Origin of the sequence: Streptomyces puniciscabiei, from assembly GCF_006715785.1 — a bacterium.
Lineage (GTDB): Bacteria > Actinomycetota > Actinomycetes > Streptomycetales > Streptomycetaceae > Streptomyces > Streptomyces puniciscabiei.
In genome coordinates this window covers 4,424,088-4,443,597 of the sequence record NZ_VFNX01000001.1, presented here as the reverse complement: position 1 = coordinate 4,443,597, position 19,510 = coordinate 4,424,088, and the positions used below count along the sequence as shown (strand labels likewise).

24 protein-coding genes are annotated in these 19,510 nt (G+C 71.3%); 10 read left to right on the top strand and 14 right to left on the bottom strand.

Going from position 1 to position 19,510, the window contains the following annotated elements; translation table 11 throughout:
• Positions 1-3: 3 nt before the first annotated feature.
• The 14 genes from FB563_RS20570 to FB563_RS20505 all read right to left on the bottom strand — a co-directional run bounded on the left by FB563_RS20570 (position 4) and on the right by FB563_RS20505 (position 9,763).
• Positions 4-1,215, bottom strand: coding sequence for an ATP-grasp domain-containing protein (locus tag FB563_RS20570; protein WP_055706167.1), 1,212 nt, complete (start codon positions 1,213-1,215; stop codon positions 4-6).
• A 93-nt stretch (positions 1,216-1,308) separates the two neighbouring features.
• A complete protein-coding gene (locus tag FB563_RS20565) occupies positions 1,309-1,629 on the bottom strand; it encodes a hypothetical protein (protein WP_055706155.1) in 321 nt (106 codons plus the stop codon).
• A 32-nt stretch (positions 1,630-1,661) separates the two neighbouring features.
• Positions 1,662-2,894 carry an MFS transporter gene (locus FB563_RS20560; protein ID WP_055706156.1) on the bottom strand — a complete coding sequence of 411 codons (1,233 nt, stop codon included), beginning with the start codon at positions 2,892-2,894 and terminating at the stop codon, positions 1,662-1,664.
• Positions 2,891-3,376, bottom strand: a complete 486-nt coding sequence (locus FB563_RS20555; RefSeq protein ID WP_055706157.1) for a hypothetical protein — start codon at positions 3,374-3,376, stop codon at positions 2,891-2,893. Before FB563_RS20555 ends, FB563_RS20560 begins: the two co-directional genes overlap by 4 nt.
• Positions 3,373-4,224, bottom strand: coding sequence for a winged helix-turn-helix transcriptional regulator (locus FB563_RS20550; protein ID WP_055706158.1), 852 nt, complete (start codon positions 4,222-4,224; stop codon positions 3,373-3,375). Before FB563_RS20550 ends, FB563_RS20555 begins: the two co-directional genes overlap by 4 nt.
• Positions 4,225-4,264: 40 nt before the next feature.
• Complete coding sequence (locus FB563_RS20545; protein ID WP_055706159.1) at positions 4,265-4,675, bottom strand: hypothetical protein; 411 nt, start codon at positions 4,673-4,675, stop codon at positions 4,265-4,267.
• Between the two features lie 13 nt (positions 4,676-4,688).
• Positions 4,689-5,141, bottom strand: coding sequence for a hypothetical protein (locus FB563_RS20540; RefSeq protein WP_055706160.1), 453 nt, complete (start codon positions 5,139-5,141; stop codon positions 4,689-4,691).
• A complete protein-coding gene (locus FB563_RS20535) occupies positions 5,138-5,593 on the bottom strand; it encodes a hypothetical protein (protein ID WP_055706168.1) in 456 nt (151 codons plus the stop codon). The genes FB563_RS20540 and FB563_RS20535 overlap by 4 nt, the downstream gene beginning before the upstream one ends.
• Positions 5,594-5,718: 125 nt before the next feature.
• Positions 5,719-6,066, bottom strand: a complete 348-nt coding sequence (locus FB563_RS20530; protein ID WP_411573182.1) for an SH3 domain-containing protein — start codon at positions 6,064-6,066, stop codon at positions 5,719-5,721.
• A gap of 152 nt (positions 6,067-6,218) precedes the next feature.
• Positions 6,219-6,929 (bottom strand): hypothetical protein, encoded by a 711-nt coding sequence (locus tag FB563_RS20525; RefSeq protein WP_234357746.1) that lies wholly within the window; start codon positions 6,927-6,929, stop codon positions 6,219-6,221.
• 68 nt (positions 6,930-6,997) lie between these two features.
• Positions 6,998-7,699 carry a hypothetical protein gene (locus tag FB563_RS20520; protein WP_055706163.1) on the bottom strand — a complete coding sequence of 234 codons (702 nt, stop codon included), beginning with the start codon at positions 7,697-7,699 and terminating at the stop codon, positions 6,998-7,000.
• 18 nt (positions 7,700-7,717) lie between these two features.
• Positions 7,718-8,197 carry a hypothetical protein gene (locus tag FB563_RS20515; RefSeq protein WP_055710104.1) on the bottom strand — a complete coding sequence of 160 codons (480 nt, stop codon included), beginning with the start codon at positions 8,195-8,197 and terminating at the stop codon, positions 7,718-7,720.
• The gene (locus tag FB563_RS20510; protein ID WP_055710105.1) at positions 8,194-8,754 is read right to left on the bottom strand and encodes a DUF4913 domain-containing protein; all 561 of its coding nucleotides are present in this window, start codon (positions 8,752-8,754) and stop codon (positions 8,194-8,196) included. The genes FB563_RS20515 and FB563_RS20510 overlap by 4 nt, the downstream gene beginning before the upstream one ends.
• Positions 8,755-9,007: 253 nt before the next feature.
• A complete protein-coding gene (locus tag FB563_RS20505; protein ID WP_055710103.1) occupies positions 9,008-9,763 on the bottom strand; it encodes a DNA-methyltransferase in 756 nt (251 codons plus the stop codon).
• A gap of 523 nt (positions 9,764-10,286) precedes the next feature.
• On the opposite strand from FB563_RS20505, the gene FB563_RS20500 reads away from it, so the two are divergent.
• From FB563_RS20500 to FB563_RS20455, 10 genes are all read left to right on the top strand, one after another.
• Positions 10,287-11,417: a C40 family peptidase gene (locus tag FB563_RS20500; protein WP_055710102.1), complete on the top strand. Its 1,131-nt coding sequence runs from the start codon at positions 10,287-10,289 to the stop codon at positions 11,415-11,417.
• Positions 11,418-11,559: 142 nt separating this feature from the next.
• Positions 11,560-11,868 (top strand): DUF6112 family protein, encoded by a 309-nt coding sequence (locus FB563_RS20495; protein WP_265106281.1) that lies wholly within the window; start codon positions 11,560-11,562, stop codon positions 11,866-11,868.
• Positions 11,869-12,558 carry a hypothetical protein gene (locus FB563_RS20490; RefSeq protein WP_055710101.1) on the top strand — a complete coding sequence of 230 codons (690 nt, stop codon included), beginning with the start codon at positions 11,869-11,871 and terminating at the stop codon, positions 12,556-12,558.
• Between the two features lie 35 nt (positions 12,559-12,593).
• Positions 12,594-13,964 (top strand): SCO6881 family protein, encoded by a 1,371-nt coding sequence (locus tag FB563_RS20485; RefSeq protein WP_055710100.1) that lies wholly within the window; start codon positions 12,594-12,596, stop codon positions 13,962-13,964.
• Between the two features lie 83 nt (positions 13,965-14,047).
• Entirely contained in the window at positions 14,048-15,520 is a 1,473-nt protein-coding gene (locus tag FB563_RS20480) for an SCO6880 family protein (RefSeq protein WP_055710099.1), read from the top strand.
• Positions 15,474-16,151 carry a hypothetical protein gene (locus FB563_RS20475; RefSeq protein ID WP_055710098.1) on the top strand — a complete coding sequence of 226 codons (678 nt, stop codon included), beginning with the start codon at positions 15,474-15,476 and terminating at the stop codon, positions 16,149-16,151. The genes FB563_RS20480 and FB563_RS20475 overlap by 47 nt, the downstream gene beginning before the upstream one ends.
• Positions 16,148-16,603, top strand: a complete 456-nt coding sequence (locus FB563_RS20470; RefSeq protein WP_055710097.1) for a DUF6238 family protein — start codon at positions 16,148-16,150, stop codon at positions 16,601-16,603. The genes FB563_RS20475 and FB563_RS20470 overlap by 4 nt, the downstream gene beginning before the upstream one ends.
• 28 nt (positions 16,604-16,631) lie before the next feature.
• Positions 16,632-18,146 carry a P-loop NTPase family protein gene (locus FB563_RS20465; protein ID WP_142218834.1) on the top strand — a complete coding sequence of 505 codons (1,515 nt, stop codon included), beginning with the start codon at positions 16,632-16,634 and terminating at the stop codon, positions 18,144-18,146.
• Positions 18,143-18,988 (top strand): ParB/RepB/Spo0J family partition protein, encoded by an 846-nt coding sequence (locus FB563_RS20460; RefSeq protein WP_234357980.1) that lies wholly within the window; start codon positions 18,143-18,145, stop codon positions 18,986-18,988. The genes FB563_RS20465 and FB563_RS20460 overlap by 4 nt, the downstream gene beginning before the upstream one ends.
• Positions 18,985-19,491, top strand: a complete 507-nt coding sequence (locus tag FB563_RS20455) for a hypothetical protein (protein ID WP_055709338.1) — start codon at positions 18,985-18,987, stop codon at positions 19,489-19,491. Before FB563_RS20460 ends, FB563_RS20455 begins: the two co-directional genes overlap by 4 nt.
• Positions 19,492-19,510 lie beyond the last annotated feature (19 nt).

Sequence of the window (19,510 nt, the reverse complement as noted above, 5' to 3'; positions counted from 1 at the left end):
GCCTCACGCGGCCGACCCCACTTCGGCGGCGGGGGTGAGCTGGACGGTGAGGGAGCGGGCTGCCTGCTCGGCGCGGGCGCGTGCCAGATCGCCAGTGGGCCCGGTGGTGATCAGGTAGCCGATCCGGGCGGTGAACATGTCCCCGCCGTCCGCGGGCAACAGGAGCTGGTCGCCGGGGTGGTGCTGGAAGTGGAGCTTGTCCAGCCACGGCGGGCGGGCACCATCCATGTGCAGCTCGGTGAGGGTGCCGGAGGTCTCGGGGTAGAGCAGGTGGATCGCGGCGGCCGAGGACCTGGTGGGGTTGAGGTCGGGGGCGCGGTCGCAGGCAATGTCGGCGGCGGCGCGCGGCAGGTCGATGCCGGTGGCGAGGCGGACCAGGTGGCCGATCATGTCGCCGGCGATGCGGCCGTTGACCTCCACCAGCCGGGGACGGCCATCGACGAGGCGCATCTCGACGTGGCTGACGCCATCGGTGATCCCGAGCGCGAGGATCGCGGCCTGCGCAGCGGGGGCGACCACATCGAGGAGCGGGTCGGCGGCGTCGACCGAGTGCGCCAGCTCCTCGAAGAAAGGCGGTGCGCTGACGGTCTTGCGGGTGACGGCAACGACCGTGGTCTGGCCCCGGTAGGTGACGCATTCGACCGAGACCTCCGGCCCGTCGAGGTACTCCTCGACCAGCACGCTCGTGCTCTCCAGCCCCCGTCCGGCCGCCCGGGCCGCGAACGCGTATGCCGCGGCGAGCTGCTCGGGGGTGTCGACGCGGATCACGCCGATGCTGGCCGCATGGCTGGCCGGTTTGAGCACGACCGGGTAGCCGATCCGCTCGGCCGCCGCCTCAGCCTCTAGGTGGGTACGCACGCTCACCGAGGCGGCCGAGGGAACCCCATGGCGGGCGAACAGGGTCCTGGCGGTGGCCTTGTTGCGGCACGCCTGCATCGCCTCCGGCGCGGTGGTGGGCAGGCCGAGCTGGCGTGCGAGGCGGGCGACCGGGACGAGGTACCACTCGGTCCAGGTGAATACCCCGGCCAGGTCGTAGCGCTCAGCCAGGGTGCGGCCCGCGGCCAGCAGCGCCGCCTGGTCGGTCGGGTCGGGTACGACCATGCAGTCCCGGATGTACGGCACCTCCCACGACGGCTCCTCACCGGTGATCAGGACGACGTCGTAGACGGCAGCAACGCTTTCCAGGCAATAGCCGCGATACGCCTCGGCTTCCATGTCGGCCGCGGCAACGGCCAGAACGACGGGACGGTCGGACAAGAAGGTGCTCCTCAAGAAATCAAGTCACAGATGGGCGAGGGGTGGAGTGGTTCACGGGCTGCGACGGCGGCGGACCTCTATCGCGGAGGACCACTCCGGGTGCTCGGCGAGCAGCCTGCGGGCGTACAGGGCCGTGTAGTTGTTGTTCAGGCCCTTCACTGCGTGCGGGTGGCGCCAGCGCAGGACCTCGAACAGTGCCTTCATCCCGACCCGCTTCGCCCCGGCCGCAAGGCGCTGGACGACGAGCCACTCCAGCTCCCGGTAGACCCACGGGTGTTGGGAGTCGAAGGCGTGGAACTGCTCACTGATCGTGGGCCCCTCCCGGTACGGGAGGGCGAGGCCGGGCAGGTTGTCCTGCGTGAGGGTGGACATGAGCGCAGGGGCTCCTCTCTCAAGCCGGGAGGTCAGGCGGGAAGTGCGGGCAGGTTGCGCAGCCGGGCGAAGGCGGCCGTCAGACCGAGGGCCTGCAGGAGGGCGACGGCGGTGATGATGGGCCCGAGCTGGGCGGGCGGCACGGCGGCGACGAGCAGGCCAGCGGCGGGGAAGGGCAGCAGGAGCAGCAGGATCGTCACTGCCAGGGTGCTGCCGAACACCTCGGGCGGAATGAGGTGGGAGCGCAGGGTGCGCAGGACGACCGTCAGGCCCCCTTCGCCGGCCATCAGCGCGGCCACCAGCAGCAGGTACGCGCGGTAGGTGTCGGCCTGGGAGAGGGCGAGGGTTGCTGCGGCGGCCACGGCGGCGGATGCCGCGCCGACCGGCCACAGGCCCCAGCGGTCGATCGCCCGCCGTGCGGCGGTGATGGCGAGCAGGGAGGCGACAGCCGCCGCGGACCAGACCGCTCCGGCGTCCGCGCTGGAGCGCCCCAGCTTGGTGACCACGATCACCGGCATGGCCGCCTGGAGCAGGGCCACGGCCGTGTTGGAGACGAGAAGGCCGCCGACCAGCCAGGCAAGGGCGGGCAGCGAGCGCAGCGTGGCCCAGCCCGTCCGCAGCCCGCTCGCCGACTGCTCCCTGGTGGCGTCGCCGCGCGGGACGGCCCGTTCGCGGGGGCTGAGCACGGCGGCCAGGAGGGAGAAGCCGGCGAGCGTGGTGAGCATCGCGGCCGGGCCGCCGTGCTGCAGCAGCAGGCCGGAGACCAGGGGCCCGGCGAGCATCGCGCTCTGGTCGATCCCCAGCAGGACGGACTGCACCCGGTGCGCCCCGGTACGGGCCACCCGGCTCGCCTGGCCGCCGGCGGTCTCGGCCGCGACGTAACTGAACTCGGTGGCAACGCCCGTCACCGCGGAGAGCGCCATCACCGTGGTCGTCGCCGCCGTCGTCGCGGCGCCGGCCACCGTCAAGACGACGGCTGCGGCAAGGACGACCAGGGCGCGGATGACGCAGGCGGCGCGGAAGACGCGCCCGGTTCCGTGGCGGTCGACGAGCGTGCCGGCCACCGTGAACGCGGCGAGCCTGGGCACCCACTCCAGCGTGAACGCCAGGCCCGTCAGCGCCGCCGACCCGGTGGTGGCCAGCACCAGCAGGGGGATGCCGTAGGTGGTCATCGCGAACGCGGCACCATCAGCCGTGCGCGGCAGGTAGACGCCACGCAGCAAGGAAGGGCGGCGTGCGTGCCGGGGGGCGGTGCGCGCCCTCACGCGGCAAGCTCGTGCTCGGCGAGCCGGGCGGCCTGCGCGTGGTCGTGCAGCCACTGGCCCAGCAGGTCGCGCGGCCCGGCAAGGTCAGCAAGCGCCTGGTCACTGAGCAAGTGGTCGGCCGCCGGGGTGTCGGCCAGGAGGGCGAGGGTGTGCTGGATGCGGCCGGTGAAGTCCGCGACCGGCTCCGGGTAGGCGTGGCGCCGGGCCCAGCGGGCGATCGCGTCGTAGACGTCGGCCAGCTCCGCGCCAGATGTGGTCAGGGCCAGCCCGGCGCCGGGCCGGATACGGACAAGGCCGAAGGCGCGGGCGACGTCGGTGGCCTGCCGAAGATGGTGCTCGGTGAGATCGGCAAGGGTGCGCGCCAGTCCGCGCGGCGGGATGGGCCCGTTGTCGTCGATCTCGGTGATCAGGCGGACCAGGCCCGGCGAGGACAACTGCGCGCAGAAGCGCCGGACATCAGCCGTGGAGAAGGAGGTGCTCATCGGCGCGGACCTCCCGCCAGGACGGCCGTCGCCGGGCGTGCGGCGGGGGCGTGGGAGAACAATGCACGGTGCTGCCACGCCGGAGGTGCGGGCGGGCCGGTCCTGACCGGCGCCGGCGCTGCCGGCGGGGCGGGCAGCCGGGAGGGGTGGCTGACCCAGGTGCGCGGAGCCGGCGCATTGCCGGCTCGGCCCCACACCGGGTGATGGGCGGCCTGCGCAAGGGACTCTCCCGCCGACCACGCGGACAAAGCCCCGAACACGGGCCCCAAGCCCTCCCCTGCCGCGGACAAGCGGTAGGGCTGACCGATGCCATCGGTATCGACCAGGCCGTCGGCAACCAGCTGCCGCAGCGGGGGATAGATGTTGGTCCAGTCGCTGTCGGGCATGACGATCCGGGCCAGGGAACGGCCGCTGGCCTCGCCTCGGGACTTGAGCACCCACAAGATCGCGGCGGCGTGCCGGCGGGTCAGGAGGGAGAGGCTGTCCTCGATCTGCTCGATGGCCGACAGCGGCTTCTCCGGCTGCTCCAGGTGCTCCTCGGCCCAGGTGGCGATCATCGGCAGAACCGGCAGCAGCGCGGCTGCGCGATCGGTGTGGCCGTACGTGACGTGCCGTGGGCTGTGCTCGGTGCGCTCAACGAGGCCGTCATCGCACAACGTCCGCAGCTTCGGATGAAGCTGGCCGTTCTGCAGCCAGGAGATCTTGCCCGCGATCTCGCTGTAGCGCAGCGGCCGACCGGCCAGCGCCAGCAGGATCCGCACGTTCCAACGCGGGGTGATCATGGCGAGTGCCTCGGTGACCCGGGCGATGTCGGCGCCGGTGTCAGGGGGCAGAGCGGTGAGGGACAAGGCTGGAACTCCTGGGTGAGGTAAGAGGGTTGCCCGAAGGTCAGCGGGTGGGAGCGGCGCTCGTGGCCCGGGCGGGAGGAGCGGGCAGAGCCGTTGCGGGGGCCGACGACGGTTCGGGCCGGTCGGCGGGGGCCAGGCTGCCCAGGACGGCGGAGACGGTCTTGGCCTGGACGTCGCGTACGGCGACCGCTTCGGCGAGCCGACGGGCGCATTCGAGGAGGTGCGACACCTCGTGAGCGCCGATCTGCCGTTCAGGATGAATGAGTTGGGCGAGGCGCTCGCGGTGGAAGGTGATGCTCTGCTCGGCGAAGGCGAGGTCGTGGTGGCCGGCGAGGAGGGCGGCAAGCATGCCGGGCGGCTGGCCTTGGGCGTGGGCTTCGAGGACGGCGAGCGGGGCGCCGTACAGTTCCTCGATCCGTCCGGCTATCTCGGTGGAGATAAGGCGGGGCAATCGGCGGAGGCTTTCACGGTCGGCGGGCCCTGGCCGCCCCGGCACGCTGCGGTGCCGGGGCGGCCGGGCTGGAAGGCGGCAGGGTGGTGGTGAGGGTCTGCTGTGTCATGCGGACGGGCCGCGGCTGCTGGGCGGGAGGCGGCATGGTGCGCAGCAGGTCATCGAGCGCGGCCCGGTAGCCGTCGCGGGCATCGAGCGCCGCGTCCAGCCACTGCGCGTCCATCCGCAGCTGTTCGGCGGACAGCTCGTCCATGTCGCGGTCGGCCGACATCGCCTCGTGCACGCGGTCGCGGACCCGGGCCACCTGTTCCTCGGCCAGGGCGAGGAACGAACGCAGCTCCATGGCACGGGTCACGGCAGCCGAGGCGTCCGGATCGATCGCCCTCTCGTACAGCTCGGCTACCGGAGCGTCGAAGATCTCCTCAAGTCGGCCGTCGAGGCTGCTGGGCTTGTGGCGCACACTCACCGCAGGACCCCTCCTCGTGCTGCCGGTGCCGGGGCCGTCGCGGGCCGGACCGGCGCGCTGGTTGGCACCGCCGGGCCTGTGCGAGCACCGCGGCTGAAGCGGGCGAGCCGTTCAGCGGCAAGCCCCTGCTTCCCTGGGGCAGCGGGGTCGAGGAGCCAGCGCACGACCATGGCACGCCCGTCCCGCGCGGCGACGGCCGCGTTGACGCGGTGGGCGAGGTCCATCGTCGGGTCGTCGACCTCGCTGGGCTGGGTCTCCAGCGCAGCGAGCAGAGCGTCTTCGGCACGTTCGAGCGCCGCCTGGGATTCCACGAGAAGGCCATGCCACTTCACGACGCCGGTGGCCTCGGCGTTGGCGGCCGGCGCCACGGCGACCGCGGCCTTCAACTCGGCCATGCTCATGGCGAACCGCGCCTCGATCTGCTCGGTGAGGACGCCCACGACATCCTCCATGCCGTCGGACACAGGAGAACTCCTCTCCGCCAGGCACAACGGCCCGGTTGTTCTTGGGGGAAGGGGTTTTCACGAACGAGCGGTGAACTCCGCGGCTGCAACCGCGTGTTGCTGGTACGCGCCTGTCAGTCGAGGCACATATAGACGGTGCGGTAGACGTAGGTGCCGGACACCCAGCCCGTCACGCCGGTGGACTTGTCGGTGATGTAGTGCCAGCCACCGCTGCTCTTGTGGACGGTGAACTTCTGGCCCCGGTAGAGCACGCCGACGGCGGTGGACTTGGCGGATGCCTTGGAGCGAATGGTCACGGCCTGAGTGCCGATGACCCACGGACCGGGCCGGTCGCACGGCCGGGAGGCCGAAACGCGGCTCGGAGCGGACGCCGGAGCGGCCGTGGCCGTAGTCGCCGCGACTATCGGCAGCGCGAGCGCGCCGAGCATCGCAGCGGATATCGCAATTCGGGTAGAGCGCATGCGGAAGAAACCTCCGTAGAAGGACAGGGAAATGTGTGGAGAGACCAGCCGGGGTTGCTGTCCCGGCGGCCGTATAAGAATCCGGAGAAACGTGCTTTTGGCCAACCGCCGATCGTCGGCTATATTCCGCCGCCCCGGTCGGCGTTGACGCTTTAGCGCGCCCGGCTCGGCGGGCGCAAAATGGCGCTCTTCGGCACGGCAGCAGAGCGGGTGGATGACGCCACAGGCCGCACCGGCGCCAGGGGGCCGGCCTCGCCGCTGAGCCGGTCGTCGCACCACTGGAGAGCATCTGCGGCCGTGGCGAAGCCCCCTTCGCGCAGGGTGTAGGTCCACGCGTCGGTGTCCAACTCCTCGACCACGACCCGGAACGAGGAGGCAGCACGCTCATCGAGGGCGCGCAGGGCGACGAGGATCACCATGTCGTCGGGGTCGTCGCTGGTGTACCTGTACCCAAGGGCGTAGTGGTCGCCGTCTCCGGCCAGACGCCGCTCCAGTGCCCTCGTCACCTCATCCGCCGGAGCCGGGCGCATCCCTGCAGCGAGCGCGATGGAGTCGGCAGGGCAGCCGCGGTGGATGAGCCAGGACTGCGCCATCGCCGGCAGCGGAAGCACGGCGTGCTCAAAATGGAACGTCCGCGCCTGCATGTCCCGGTGGATATGCAAGGCGGCGTACTGCGACAGACCGGGGTGGTCCCAGGTGGCCGTGGGGTCGTGCAGGACGTAGAAGCTATGGGCGCCGTCGGCTGTGTGGTGCTCGGCCAGCGGAACGAGTTCATGCTCTATCCATCCGACCTTGTGGAAGAAGGCGTCGGAGGTCTCCTCGTCAGCGGTGAAGCCGTCGAGCCGGACGTCGAGTTCAGGCATGCGCCCAGGGGTTGCAGGGGCCGGTTCGTTCGAGGGCATAGCGCCTTTCGTTGGGGAGTGGGCGCGGGTCAGCGCCGGTGTGCGGGGGTGGACGGCCATGCGCCCGGCCGGGCCGCCGCCTTCGGCGCCTGGGTCGTCTTGGGGCGGCGGGCGGCGACCAGGGCGGCGCGGCCGGTGTCGGTGAGGGCGACCGGCTGGCCGGCGTGGACGGGATGGCCGGTGTCCCGGCACAGGAGGCCGGCGGATTCGAGCCGCTGCAGCTCGGCGTAGGGGATGCGGGTGCCGGAGGCGGTGGCCACCGACATCCGCCCCGTCAGCAGATGCTGGTAGAGCTTGGCGCCGCCGGCGATGGCGAGCAGCACCGCCTGGTCGGCAGCCGATATCGGGGCTGCGCGCCCCACCGGCTGGGTGCGGGCGGCGGCTTCGATGGGCTCCAGGGCGGCGAGTACCCGTCGCGCGGCGGCATCGCGCTGAGCGGCGGCCTGCTGAAGCTGGTCCACGGTGCGGTCGATCCGGGCGAACAGCGCGCTGTCGACGGGGAACTCGCCGCTGGCCAGGCGGTGCAGGAGGGTCCGGTGGAAGATGACGCCGGTTTCGGCCTGGGCAAGTTCGCGGTGCAAATCGACCAGGCGGGTGTGTACCTCGTCGAGGACGCCGCGGTCCCGGTACGCCCACAGGGTGTCGACGTCGTGGCCGGTGACGGCTTCGATGCGCTCATCGAGCGGGGACACCGCACGCCGGGCGGGTGCCGGCGCGGGGTCAGGGGGCATAGACGTGCCTCCTTGAAGTCAGCGGGCCTGATAGCGGGAGGGGCTCTGTGCCGGGCGGGGCAGGCCGGGCATGGCGGAGGGCAGCGGGATCGGCCTGGGCACCGCCGTGCGGGTCGTCAGCTGCGGGGAGCGGGCGCGGGCTGCGTGGGTGCGGGCGCTGAGCGGGCGGCGGGCCATCCCCAGACGGCGCCCGACGGTGTCGTAGACGTCGTTGCCGGCGCGGGGCCTGACCGCGATGACGTGGATCTCCTGGCGGTGCGCGGACGTCTCGGGTGCCGGGCGCACGCCGTAGACGACGCGCCACTCCTTGCGGGAATCCACGAACAGCTTGCGGTAGCCCTCCAAATCCCCCGTCAGCCGAAGCCCGAACCGCTGGGCGTTGACCACCTCCTGCAGGTAGGCAAGGGTCAGGTCGCGGATGTCGCCGGGCGCCTGGAGCAGGTCACTCAGCGCGCGGGGGTCGAAGCTGAGGCCGAAGGCCGGCTGCCCGGTGCTCATGACGCCGGCTCGCCAGCCGTACCAGGACCGGACGAGGCCGACTCGGCCGCGTTCGCCTTCTCGGTGCGGGCCGAGGGCGGCGGGCCGGGCAGCAGCCGGTGCGCGGGGCGGTCCGGAGAGGTCATGCAGGCCGACAGCGGCCCGCCGGGCGCGCGGATCGCCGCGACGGCGTGGGTGAGGAAGTCCCGGTGCCACACGAACAGGCCGCTGAGGCCCGCTTCGGCGTCCTTGTGCTGCTGGTAGGCCAGCCACAGGGCGTGGAGCCAGGCCACGACGTCGTCGTGCTCCTGCCACTGCAGACACCACGGCGCAGCCGTGGTGACCTCCGCGCCGTAGACCGGCAGGAGGAAGTCGTCGACCCAGTCGGACAGTGCGTCGAGTTCGTCCTCGTACTCCTCGCCCTCCAGCTCCAGGATCGGACGCGGCTCCGGTGGCGCTGCCGCCGGGGGCGGGCCGCCGAGCCCCGGCATGCCGAACGCGGCGAATGGCGAGGGACCGGGGGGCGGCGCGGAGGCGAGGTGGTCGAGCTGCCGGGCCTGCTGCGCCGACTGTTCCATCAGCCGGCGCACGCTCGCCTCGATTCCCTCAAGGTGAGCGTCCGGCACGCGAACCGGATCCATCTCTGCCTCGGCTGGCGGTTCTACGGATTCAGGCAAATCTGGCCTCCTGGAAGGACTGGGGGAAGGAAGGGCGTGACGCGAACGAAGCAGGCAGGCAGAACCGCAGACGGGATTTCACCCACGCACCAGGGTGCAGCGCGCAGGCGCGTAGCCCTCTCCAAGTGCCGGTAGGAGAGTGGCGGTTGGCGTGTCAGACCGTCAGGCCCACATCGTTCTGGGTGAGGGTCTCGCGGACGGTCTTCGTGAGCCGGTCGGCCGCGATCGAGGCGTAGTGCTTGGTCTTCTCCACGCCGATGAAGTCCCGCCCCTCCAGCAGAGCGGCGACGCCGGTGGAGCCGGAACCGGCGCAGAAATCGAGCACCGTGCCGCCAGGCGGTGCGATCTTGACCAGCTCGCGCATCACCTCGACCGGCTTCTGGGTGATGTGCTGGCGCTGGGCGCCTGACGGCTGCGAGGCGGAGTACAGGCCGGGCAGATAGACGGGATTGGCCGAGCCGTCGATCGCGCCCTTCGACGCCCAGACAATGAACTCGCAGTTCTGGGTGAAGCGGCCCTTCTGGGGCCGCGCCTGGGGCTTGTGCCAGGCCAGCACGCCCCGCCACAGCCAGCCAGCCGCCTGGATCGCGTCGGTGGTGACCGGCAGCTGGCGCCAGTCGGTGAACAGCAGCGCGGTGCCCCCGGTCTTCGTGAGCCGGTGTGCTTCGGTCATGATCTGGGTGAGCCAGAACCCGTAAGAGCGCTGGTCCATGTTCTCGCCGGTGAAGTCAGGCAGGGTGTGCTTGGCGTCGGCAGAGGTGTACTTCTGCTTCGCGCTGCGCGAGGTGCGCTCCTTCGCCGTGCGCCCGCCCGAGTTGTAGGGCGGGTCGGTGATCACGGAATCGACGCAGTCGTCCGGCAGACCGGCAAGGACGCTGAGGGCATCGCCCTGGTGCAGGGAAAAAGGCAAAGAGAAACCCCGATTCGGGTGGGAACAGGCCGAGATGAATAACCCGTCGCGCACGTGAGAAGCCGGTGGGCCGAAAGAACGTGGGCATGAAGAAGCCCAGGGCCACACACCGGGGAGGGCGAGGGGAGTCCCAAAACTGTAGAGGCGAATCGGCCGCCGACCAAGAAGTGCGAGCGTGAGGGGTCGAATTCCGACCCCTCACGCCCACTTTTTGGTCGACCGCCAATCTGGGCCTAGTGTTTTAGAACCGCCCGGCGCACACACCGCCGCTGGCCCACTCCCATCCTTTGCCCCGCGGAGGTTCCCCCTTTGCCCCGGCACACCTGACCCACCACTGGTCCGCCATGCGAGCGGCAACTCGCTGCGGACCGGCCTGACCAGATCGCCCACCCCGGCCGCCGCGGCCCCTTTCCACCACGCCTTGCGCACGCGGCGGACGGACCTTGCGCCCGAAGGACTGCTTCATGACCTCTCGCCACCCGCCCCTGCCCGAAAACGCTGACCTGCGGCCGGGCTGCCGCGGTTGAAGGCGCTCGCCGCCGGCATCGGCGTCGTCGTCCTCTCCCCGTTCCTTCTCGCCGGCACCGCCGCCATGGCCGCGGCGGCAAGCGACGCCGGCCAGACCGCCTCCTGCAACAGCACCGGCACATCCATCGACACCGCCGCCGTCGCCAAACAGGTGGCGGCCATCCTCGGCGGCAAGGGCTCCGCCAAGGACGTCCACGTCGAGGGCCTGGAGCTGCCCAACGAGCAGATCCCCAACGCCAAGACCATCGTCGCCACCGGCATCTCGCTCGGCGTGCCCGCCCAGGGCCAGGTCATCGCGCTTGCCACCGCCATGCAGGAATCCCGCCTGCGCAACCTCAACTACGGCGACCGCGACTCGCTCGGCCTGTTCCAGCAGCGGCCCAGCCAGGGCTGGGGCACACCCGAGCAGATCCGCGACCCCGTCTACGCCTCAACCAAGTTCTACAAGGCGCTGCTTGAGGTCCACGGCTGGCAGCAGATGACCGTCACCCAGGCCGCCCAGGCCGTCCAGGCGTCCGGTCTTCCTGATGCGTACGCGCAGTGGGAGCCGCTCGCCCGGGCCCTGCAGAAAGCCACCGTCAAAACCCTGCCGGGCAAGGGCAAATCCAACACGACCAAGAACACGACCAGCACCGCGCAGACGGCTTCCACCGGCTGCACCCCGGGCCAGGACGGTTCCCAGTGGGGCACCATCCCCGAGGGCTCCGTGCCCAAGGGCTACACCATCCCCAAGGACGCCCCGCCGAAGGCCCGCACCGCCATCGACTGGGCCATGCACCAGCTCGGCACCCTGTACCAGTGGGGCGGTGACTGCACCAACCCGCACGGCCCCGACCCGATGGGCCGCTGCGACTGCAGCTCCCTGATGCAGCAGGCGTACGCCCACGCCGGCGTCCAGCTCAGCCGCACCACGTACACACAGGTCAAGGAAGGCAAGGCCGTTTCGCCGTCGGAACTGAAGCCGGGCGACCTGCTGTTCACCCGGGGGACCGCGGCCGTGCCCGAACACGTCGGCATGTACATCGGCGCGGGGCTCGTCATCGAGGCGCCGCGGACCTCCAAGCCCGTCCGGATCACTCCGCTCGCGGACTGGGACGTCCTGGCCGCCCGCCGCATCGTCTCCTGACCCGCCGCGCGCCCCGCCCGGCCACCCGAGCCGGGCGGGACCGGCTGGCCCCTCTCGCGCTCCGCGCGCCCCTTCCTTCCTTCTCCCGCCCTTCGCCAGGCCGACATCCGGCCCTTGGCATGCAAGGAGTTCCGCCATACCCATGTCCTTCGCAGACCGTGCTGTCTCTCTCGCTTTCGACCCTGGCGTCAGCCCCAAGGAAGGCGGCCTGCCGGGCCTGTCCGTCCTGAAGGACGTCGTCAGCAGCATCAACCTCTTCGGCATCGTGGCCGTGGTCGGCGCCCTGGCCGTCTCCCTGGGTGTGTGGGCCTGGGGCCACCACACCGGCGGCCACCAGGCCGAAGCCAACGGCAAGAAGGGCGCCGTCGTCGCCGCCGGCGCCGCCCTGGGCCTGGGCGCCGCCAACGGCATCGTCGCCTTCTTCTCCGCCCTGGGATCGCAGGTCCACTAAATGCCGAACCCCTTCACCTCACTGTCGGCCTACGGCGCCACGTGGTCGGCCAAGCGCCGCATCCTGATCATCGCCGTGGTCATCACCGCGCTGCTCGCCGTCGCCGGCATCGCCGCATGGTTCACCGGCAACGGCGGAGCCCGCCACGAAGGCAGCACCGCGCCGTCCGTGACGGACAGCACTGCGCCCTCTGCGGATCCCACACCGACGGCGACGTCGTCGGGCACCGGGTCGGTGCCCAAGCCGCCGCGGATCAGTGATCCCCTCGCCTACGCCAAGGCCGCCGCGCTGATGCTGTGGTCCTACGACACCCGTACCACCAGCCGCGACCAGGAACTGGCCGGCATGAACGCGTGGATGACCACCGAGACCAAGTACGCCGACTGGTCCTCGGTCACCGGGCAGGTCCCGGACCCGGTGCTGTGGTCGCGCATGCGCGACAACGCCCAGCACGCCAGGGCCAAGGTCACCGACACGCACTACCCGAGCGCCTTCAAGCAGGCCCTGGCCGATGACCCCTCGGCGATCACCGAGGCGTACATCTACTACGTCACCGCCACCGGCACGCAGCAGATCGCCTGGAAGAAGGGCGGCAGCGGCGCCGAAGACCGCGCCGTGACCCTGGCCGTGCAGTGCCGGCCCTCCCACGACTGCTCCCTGGTCGCCATCGCCCCCAGCGTCGCGCCCTGACCCCGACCCCCGTCTGAAAGGAGGGCCACCTCCCCTTGGGCTTCTGCGACCTCCCCCTCGCGGACAAACTGTGCGCCGTCGGCGACGCGGTCGACTTCGCCTCCGACCCCGGCAAGGCAATCGGCAACTGGATGGCCAAGAGCGCCGGTGAACTCGCCGCCGCCGCAGCCGACCTGGCCGCCAAGGCCGTCAACGCCACCACCAAGGTGGACCTGAACGCCGCCTGGTTCCGCGACAACTACGAAATGTTGCTGCCGATCGGCCTGATCATCCTGGTCGGCACCTTCTGCGCCCAGCTCATCAGAGCCGCCGTCAGGCGTGACGGACAAGCCCTCACCCAGGCATTCACCGGCACCATGTCCGGCGTCCTGTTCGCCTTCTGTGCCATCGCAGGCACCACCGTCGCCATCGAAGTGGTCGACGCGCTCTCCGACGGCCTGTTCTCCTCCGCGCACCTGTCCATCGAATCCGCTGTGCGCCGCATCGTCCTGGTCAGCCAGATCGGTGCCCTGTCCGGACTGGGCTGGCTGGTCGCGGTCTTCGCCGGACTCGGCGCCGCAGTGGGTGCGTTCTTGTACTGGTGCGTGATGATGGTCCGCAAGGTCGGCATCCTCGTCCTGGTCACCCTCGCCGTGTTCGCCGGCGCCGGTGGCGGCTGGGAGGTCGCCCGCCGGTGGCGCAGGGGCTGGATCGAGGCCACCGCCACCCTGGTGATCAGCAAACTGCTGATGACGATCATCTTCGTGCTCGGCATCACCGCCATGGGTAAAACGGACTCCAAGGACGGCCTAGCCGCGCTCGCGGACGTCATGTCCGGCATCGTGATCATGGTCTTGATCCTGTTGTGCCCGTACGCGACGTTCAAGTTCGTGCACTGGGCCTCTGAGGGCACCAACGGCGAGGACATCCACCGTGCCGGCGGCGCCGGCGCCCAGATGGCCCGCCAGCACGCCGAACGCGCCGGACGCAAGGCCGCAGCGGCAGCAGCCACCGCCGGAACCGGCGGCGCGGCAGCCGGAGCAGGCGCCGCCCCGCAGGGCCCCGACGCGGTGCCCGGCGGCTTCCCCGGCGACATCGCCCCCACCAGCAAGGGCCCCGGTCAGGACAGCAGCAAGTCCAGCAGCAGCTCGGGCGAGTCCTCTGGCGGCGAGGGGGTCAAGAACGGTCTGGAGAAGGCCGTCCAGCCCCCGCCGATGCGGCCGAGCGATGACACCAGCGGCCAGGTCGGCGGCAGCCCCGGCTCCGGCGGCCCGGGATCACCGTCCGGCCAGGGCGGCGGATTCATGTCGGTTCCGCCGACCGGCGTGGGCACGCCCCCGCCGCAAGGCGCACCGCCGGCTCCGGCCCAGGGCGGTTCGGCCACCGGGCCCGCAGCACCGCCGTCTCCGCCGCCCACCGGCATCTGACCCTTCGCCCGTTGAGGCCGGGGGCGGGACGCACCACCATCCGGTGCGTCCCGCCCCGCGCGCCTCCTCCCGGAACAGCACTCATGTCTGATCTCTCCGTTGTCCCCCTCACGGTCAAATTCCCCCACCGATCCCGGCGCGGCATCCTTCTGGGCTTGTCCCTGCCCCAGCTCACGCTGGTGTCCAGCGCGTTGGCGCTGTTGCTGGTGACGGTGATGAGCACCGGCCTGGTCGGCGCCATCGCCCTGACTCCGCTGTGGGCGGCGGTCGCCGCCCTGGTCGCGATCCGCCGCCACGGCCGCTCCCTGATCGACTGGGCCCCGATCGTCGCCCGCTACGCCCACCGCCGGCGCACCGGCCAGAGACTGTGGCTTGCCCGGCCGGTCTCCCGCCCGAGGCAGGACGGCCTGCTCCACCTGCCCGGCACCACCGCCTCCCTGCGCGTGGTCACCCCCGGCGATTCGGCAGGCGGGGCCGCCGCGGTGCACGACCCGCACCGCCAGACCCTCACCGCCGTCGCCCGCGTCTCCTCCCGCGCCTTCGCCCTGCTGGACCCCGCCACCCAGAACCACAACGTCAACGGCTGGGGCCGCGCGCTCGCGGGCATTGCCCGCACCGGGCATGTGGCCACCGTGCAGGTCCTGGAGCGCACCGTGCCCGACTCCGGCGACACCCTCGCCCGGCACTGGGCCCAGCAGGGCCGCCCCGAAACCCCCGTGGCCGGACAGGTCTACTCCGAACTCGTCGCCTCCGCAGGGCCGGCCGCCGCCCCGCACGAGGCATACCTGGCCATCTCGTTGGACATGAAGGCCGCCAAGCGGCTCATCAGCCAGGCCGGCGGCGGACTGCCCGGCGCGTTCACGGTGATGGAGCAGACCACCGCCTCCGTCGCGCAGGCCGCCCGCAGCGCCGGACTGATGGTCACCGGCTGGCTCACCGCGCGGGAGGTCGCCGCGGTCGTCCGCACCGCCTACGACCCGAAAGCACTCTCCAGCCTGCAGCAGTGGTCGGAATCCGGCCGGGCCGAGGCCGACCCGGCCGCCGCCGGCCCCGTCGTCCAGGTCGAGGAGTACGACCGGGTGATCACGGACACCGCCCGGCACGCCACCTACTGGATCGAGAACTGGCCCCGCACCGAAACCAGCCCCGGCTTCCTGCACGGGCTGATGTTCACCGCCGGCGTCCGCCGCAGCCTGTCCCTCATCTACGTCCCCCAGGGGCTCGAGTCGGCGCTGCGCGACGTGCAGCGCAAGAAGGCCGCCATCATCGCCGACGCCAACGAACGCGCCCGCCGCGGCCAGGTCGACAACGAAGCCGACTCCATCGAATACGCCGACGTCAAGACCCGTGAACGCCAGCTCATCGCCGGCCACGCCGACGTCGCCCTGACCGGCCTGCTCACCGTCTCCGCCGAGACCGACGCCCTGCTCGACGCGGCCTGCGCCCAGATCGAGACCGCCGCCGTCACCGCCCAGGTCGACCTGCGGCGTCTGAACTTCCAGCAGCCCGATGCCTTCGCCGCCGCGGCACTCCCCCTCGCCCGCACCACCCTCTAAGCCCCAGGGAGCCGCACTGACACCGATCAACGACCCCGACGGTCTCCTGCGCGAACTGCAGGCCCTGCTGACCTCCTGCGAGGAACTGGCCGCCCGCCACCGCGCCGTCCTCGACCAGTACCGTGACACCGACGGGGAGGTGATCGAGGAGAAGCTGCGTGAATACGACGACGCCCGTATCACCACGGCGATCGAGGCCAGTGACCACCTCGACACCGTACGCGACCGCCTCGCCCATCTCCTCGGCCCGCCGGCGCCCCGCCCTTTCACTCTGACGTTTGCCGGTCATGAGCGGCACGCAGGCGAAGCCCCCACAAGTTTCGTCGTCAACGCCATGAACCTCGACGACGCCGCCCGCATCCTGGCCGGCCTTCCCAGCTGGCATGAGTGGTACCTGGCTGACGCCGGGACCCCTGACGGTCAGGGCGCGGACATCATCTACCTACCGGAGCAGAGCCATCCCGGCCTCCCGACGCGCGGCGCATACGTGGACCTGCGCGACGAGCAAGAAGCCGCTGCGGTGCCTGCGAGCGGCGTCACCCGAACATCACGCGCCCGCCTCTCCGTTCCCGTAACCAGCTCGCCTCTGGCCCCCGCTCCCGCCTCCCCGGCGGCAAGGACCTCCCATTGACCCAGATCCGTCCCAGCGAGCCCGACTCGCACCCCTACCTGCGTGCTGCCACCGCGGGCATCCGCCATCACACCCGCGCCCTCAGCCGCCCCGAGCCTGCGCATCCGCCGGACCGGACGCACCTCGACACCCTCCACGCCCACCTCACAGAACTGCACCGGCTCCTCGACCAGCTGGCCGAGGCGGCACGGCCCCCGCATCCCGCAGCCGGCCGGCACCTTGCCGCAGCACGCACCGGGCTGTGGCAGGCCACCACCGACATCCACGCGGCCTTCCACCTTCTGCCGGCCGCGTCCACGGACCCCGCCGAGTGCCGCCCGGAGCAGCTTTCCGAAGGGCCTCCCTTCCTCACCATCTGCCAGCGCCATCTCGCCGCCGGGCACATCGTCCGCCGCAAGACCACCCCCACCGACCTGCACCGCGCACCGCACACCACCTCGTGCGCGCGATGAGCACCACCCGCCGAATCGAGCGCCCCCGATGAACCACCGGCCCGCCCGCCGCGCCCGCCGCGCCTCGGCCTCCCCCCTGTTCACCCCGCACGGCACCGACCGCGCCGCCCGCAAGGCCGCCCGTCGCCAGCTCGCCGAAGCCGAAGCCAAGGCCCGCGCCCAGGCCGCCGCCCACCCGGCCGGCCAGGAACCCGCCGAGCAGGAAAGCCCCGCCCCGGTCTACCCCGTTGCCGGGCGCCCCGGGCCGGCCTCCGCCCGCGGCAACAAGCTGCGGCTGCCCGCCCACCGCATGACCACCGCCACCGCCTCCGGCGCATACCCCTTCCTCGCCGAAGGCGGACTCGGCGCCGAGGGCATCTACATCGGCCGCGACGTCCACGCCGAAGCCTCCTTCTGCTTCGACCCCTTCGCCCTGTACGGCAAGGTCGAGGGCTTCACCAATCCCAACGTCCTGCTCGCCGGCGTCATCGGGCAGGGCAAGTCCGCGCTCGCGAAGTCCTTCGCCCTGCGGTCGGTCGCCTTCGGATACCGCGTCTACGTCCCCTGCGACCCGAAGGGCGAATGGACCCCGGTGGCGACCGCGCTCGGCGGCACCTCCATCGCCCTCGGGCCCGGCCTGCCCGGCAAGCTCAACCCCCTGGACGCCGCCCCCCGCCCCCACAGCGTCTCCGAGACGGACTGGGCGGGCGAGATCCGCAAGCGCCGCCTGCTGCTGCTCGGCTCCTTGGCCCGTACCGTGCTCGGACGGGACCTGATGCCGATGGAGCACACCGCGCTCGACGTCGCCCTCGACGCCGTCGTCACCCACGCCGCCGCCACCGGCCGCACCCCGCTGCTCGGCGACATCGCCGCCACCCTCAACAACCCCGCCGCCCTCGACACCGCCGGCGGCAGCATGTCCGGGCACCTGGGAGATGCCGCTCGCGACCTCGCTCACGCCCTGCGCCGCATGGTCCACGGCGACCTCGCCGGCATGTTCGACGCGCCCAGCACCGTGGCGTTCGACCCCAACAGCCCGATGCTCACCATCGACCTGTCCCGCCTGGGCGGCTCCGGCGACGACACCGCCCTCGTTCTCGCCATGACCTGCGCCTCCGCCTGGATGGAATCCGCCCTCACCGACCCCCGCGGCGGCAGACGGTGGATCGTCTACGACGAAGCCTGGCGCCTGATGCGCCACCCCGGCCTGCTGCAGCGCATGCAGTCCCAGTGGAAGCTGAGCCGTGGCCTGGGCATCGCGAACCTGATGGTCATCCACCGCCTGTCCGACCTGCTCACCGCCGGCGACGCCGGATCCCGCGGACGCGCCCTGGCCGAGGGCCTCCTGGCCGACTGCTCCACCCGCATCATCTACCGGCAGGAAACCGACCAACTCCACGCAGCAGCCGCGCTCTTGGGCCTGACCTCCGTAGAGACCGATGCCATCGCCCACCTCAACAGGGGCCGCGGACTGTGGAAGGTCGCCGGAAGATCATTCATCGTTCAACATCTTTTGCATCCCCACGAGCGATCGCTGTTCGACACCGACGCACGGATGCATTGAAGCCTCCCTTTACCCATCAGGAGCCCGCAATAGAAACCCATCCCATCACCGAACTCTTTCCCCAGCTCGACGAGGACGAGCTGCGTGCTCTCGCCGACGACATCCAAGAACGCGGCTTGCTGCATCCCCTTGTTCTCGACCCCCAGGGTCGTCTCCTCGACGGACGCGGCAGGCTCGCTGCATGCGAAATCGCCGCCGTGGAACCAAGGTTCACGACCTACGAGGGAAACGACCCCCGCGGCTACGTCCTTTCGGTGAACCTCCGTCGCCGCAACATCACCAAGGGGCAGGCGGCGATGATCTCCGCCAAGGCCCGTTCAGAATCTGAACACCAGCCGTGCTCAGACTCTGAGCACTCCACACGTTCAGTTTCTGAGCAGACCGGCCTCTCCCTGGGACGGATCAGCCAGGCCAACGTGGTGCTCCAGCACGCCGCGGACCTCGTGGAGGCGGTCATCAGCGGCGCCATGGGCCTGGACGAGGCGTATGCCATCGCTCGGGAGAACAAGGCCAAGGCCAACTCCGCCGAGGTGCAGCTCGCCCGACTGCGGGAAGAGGACCCCGAGCTGGCCGACCGGGTCGTCGAGGGCCACCTGACGCTCGCCGGCGCATGGGCGGAGCGCACCGAGCGCGTTGTGGAGGACAAGCGCCAGCGCCGCGTGGCCACCAGGCTGCTGGACGAGGTGGTCCCGCCGCTCGCCCAGGCCCGCGGTACCCGGACGTTCAGCCGGTACGACCCTGCGTTCGCCAGCGGCGCGCCAATCACCCGTGAGACCATCGCGCACGCCATGACGGCGCTGGCCGAGATGGACCAGGTCTGGCAGGAGCGTGACCTGCCGTGACGAGCGCCGCTGACCTCCGCCTGCAGCAGATCGTCGAGCAGAGCGCGGTTGCTCTGACCGACGCCACCGGCCGATTCCACAAACGCCACCTCACCGATGCGGTGCGCGAGCAGCTCGCACGCGAGGACCTCGACCCGCACATCAAGTCCGCCGCCCTGGACAAGCTCGCCCAGAGCCTCGTCACCGGGTTCGGCGAGCAGCGCAATCCACGCCGCAGGCGGACCAACCGGCTCTTCCATCCCCAGTACGTCATCAAGCTGGGCAACGGAATCTGGGTATGGATGGCCCGCGCCACCGACTCCGACATCGTGGAGTGGCGCCGGCTGTCGAGGAAGAACCGGGCGCGCGTCGACCTCGCGGACAACGAGGTCCAGGACTACGCGGACGAAGTCCTCGACGCCTTCCGCGCCCATACCGACATCGTCTACCTCGAAGACCTGGAGCGTGCGGTCTTCGGCTATGAGGAAGACAGCGCCGATCAGGCCGGCCTCCTCGGACCGTGACCACACGGGTTACGACATC

Bases quoted from the DNA above. Each gene is read 5' to 3' on its own strand.
- FB563_RS20570 (WP_055706167.1), bottom strand. From the start codon at position 1,215: ATGGAAGCCGAGGCGTATCGCGGCTATTGCCTGGAAAGCGTTGCTGCC.
- FB563_RS20565 (WP_055706155.1), bottom strand. From the start codon at position 1,629: ATGTCCACCCTCACGCAGGACAACCTGCCCGGCCTCGCCCTCCCGTAC.
- FB563_RS20555 (WP_055706157.1), bottom strand. From the start codon at position 3,376: ATGAGCACCTCCTTCTCCACGGCTGATGTCCGGCGCTTCTGCGCGCAG.
- FB563_RS20535 (WP_055706168.1), bottom strand. From the start codon at position 5,593: ATGGAGGATGTCGTGGGCGTCCTCACCGAGCAGATCGAGGCGCGGTTC.
- FB563_RS20530 (WP_411573182.1), bottom strand. From the start codon at position 6,066: ATGCGCTCTACCCGAATTGCGATATCCGCTGCGATGCTCGGCGCGCTC.
- FB563_RS20525 (WP_234357746.1), bottom strand. From the start codon at position 6,929: ATGCCTGAACTCGACGTCCGGCTCGACGGCTTCACCGCTGACGAGGAG.
- FB563_RS20520 (WP_055706163.1), bottom strand. From the start codon at position 7,699: ATGCCCCCTGACCCCGCGCCGGCACCCGCCCGGCGTGCGGTGTCCCCG.
- FB563_RS20515 (WP_055710104.1), bottom strand. From the start codon at position 8,197: ATGAGCACCGGGCAGCCGGCCTTCGGCCTCAGCTTCGACCCCCGCGCG.
- FB563_RS20510 (WP_055710105.1), bottom strand. From the start codon at position 8,754: ATGGAACAGTCGGCGCAGCAGGCCCGGCAGCTCGACCACCTCGCCTCC.
- FB563_RS20495 (WP_265106281.1), top strand. From the start codon at position 11,560: ATGTCCTTCGCAGACCGTGCTGTCTCTCTCGCTTTCGACCCTGGCGTC.
- FB563_RS20490 (WP_055710101.1), top strand. From the start codon at position 11,869: ATGCCGAACCCCTTCACCTCACTGTCGGCCTACGGCGCCACGTGGTCG.
- FB563_RS20480 (WP_055710099.1), top strand. From the start codon at position 14,048: ATGTCTGATCTCTCCGTTGTCCCCCTCACGGTCAAATTCCCCCACCGA.
- FB563_RS20475 (WP_055710098.1), top strand. From the start codon at position 15,474: ATGCCTTCGCCGCCGCGGCACTCCCCCTCGCCCGCACCACCCTCTAAG.
- FB563_RS20465 (WP_142218834.1), top strand. From the start codon at position 16,632: ATGAACCACCGGCCCGCCCGCCGCGCCCGCCGCGCCTCGGCCTCCCCC.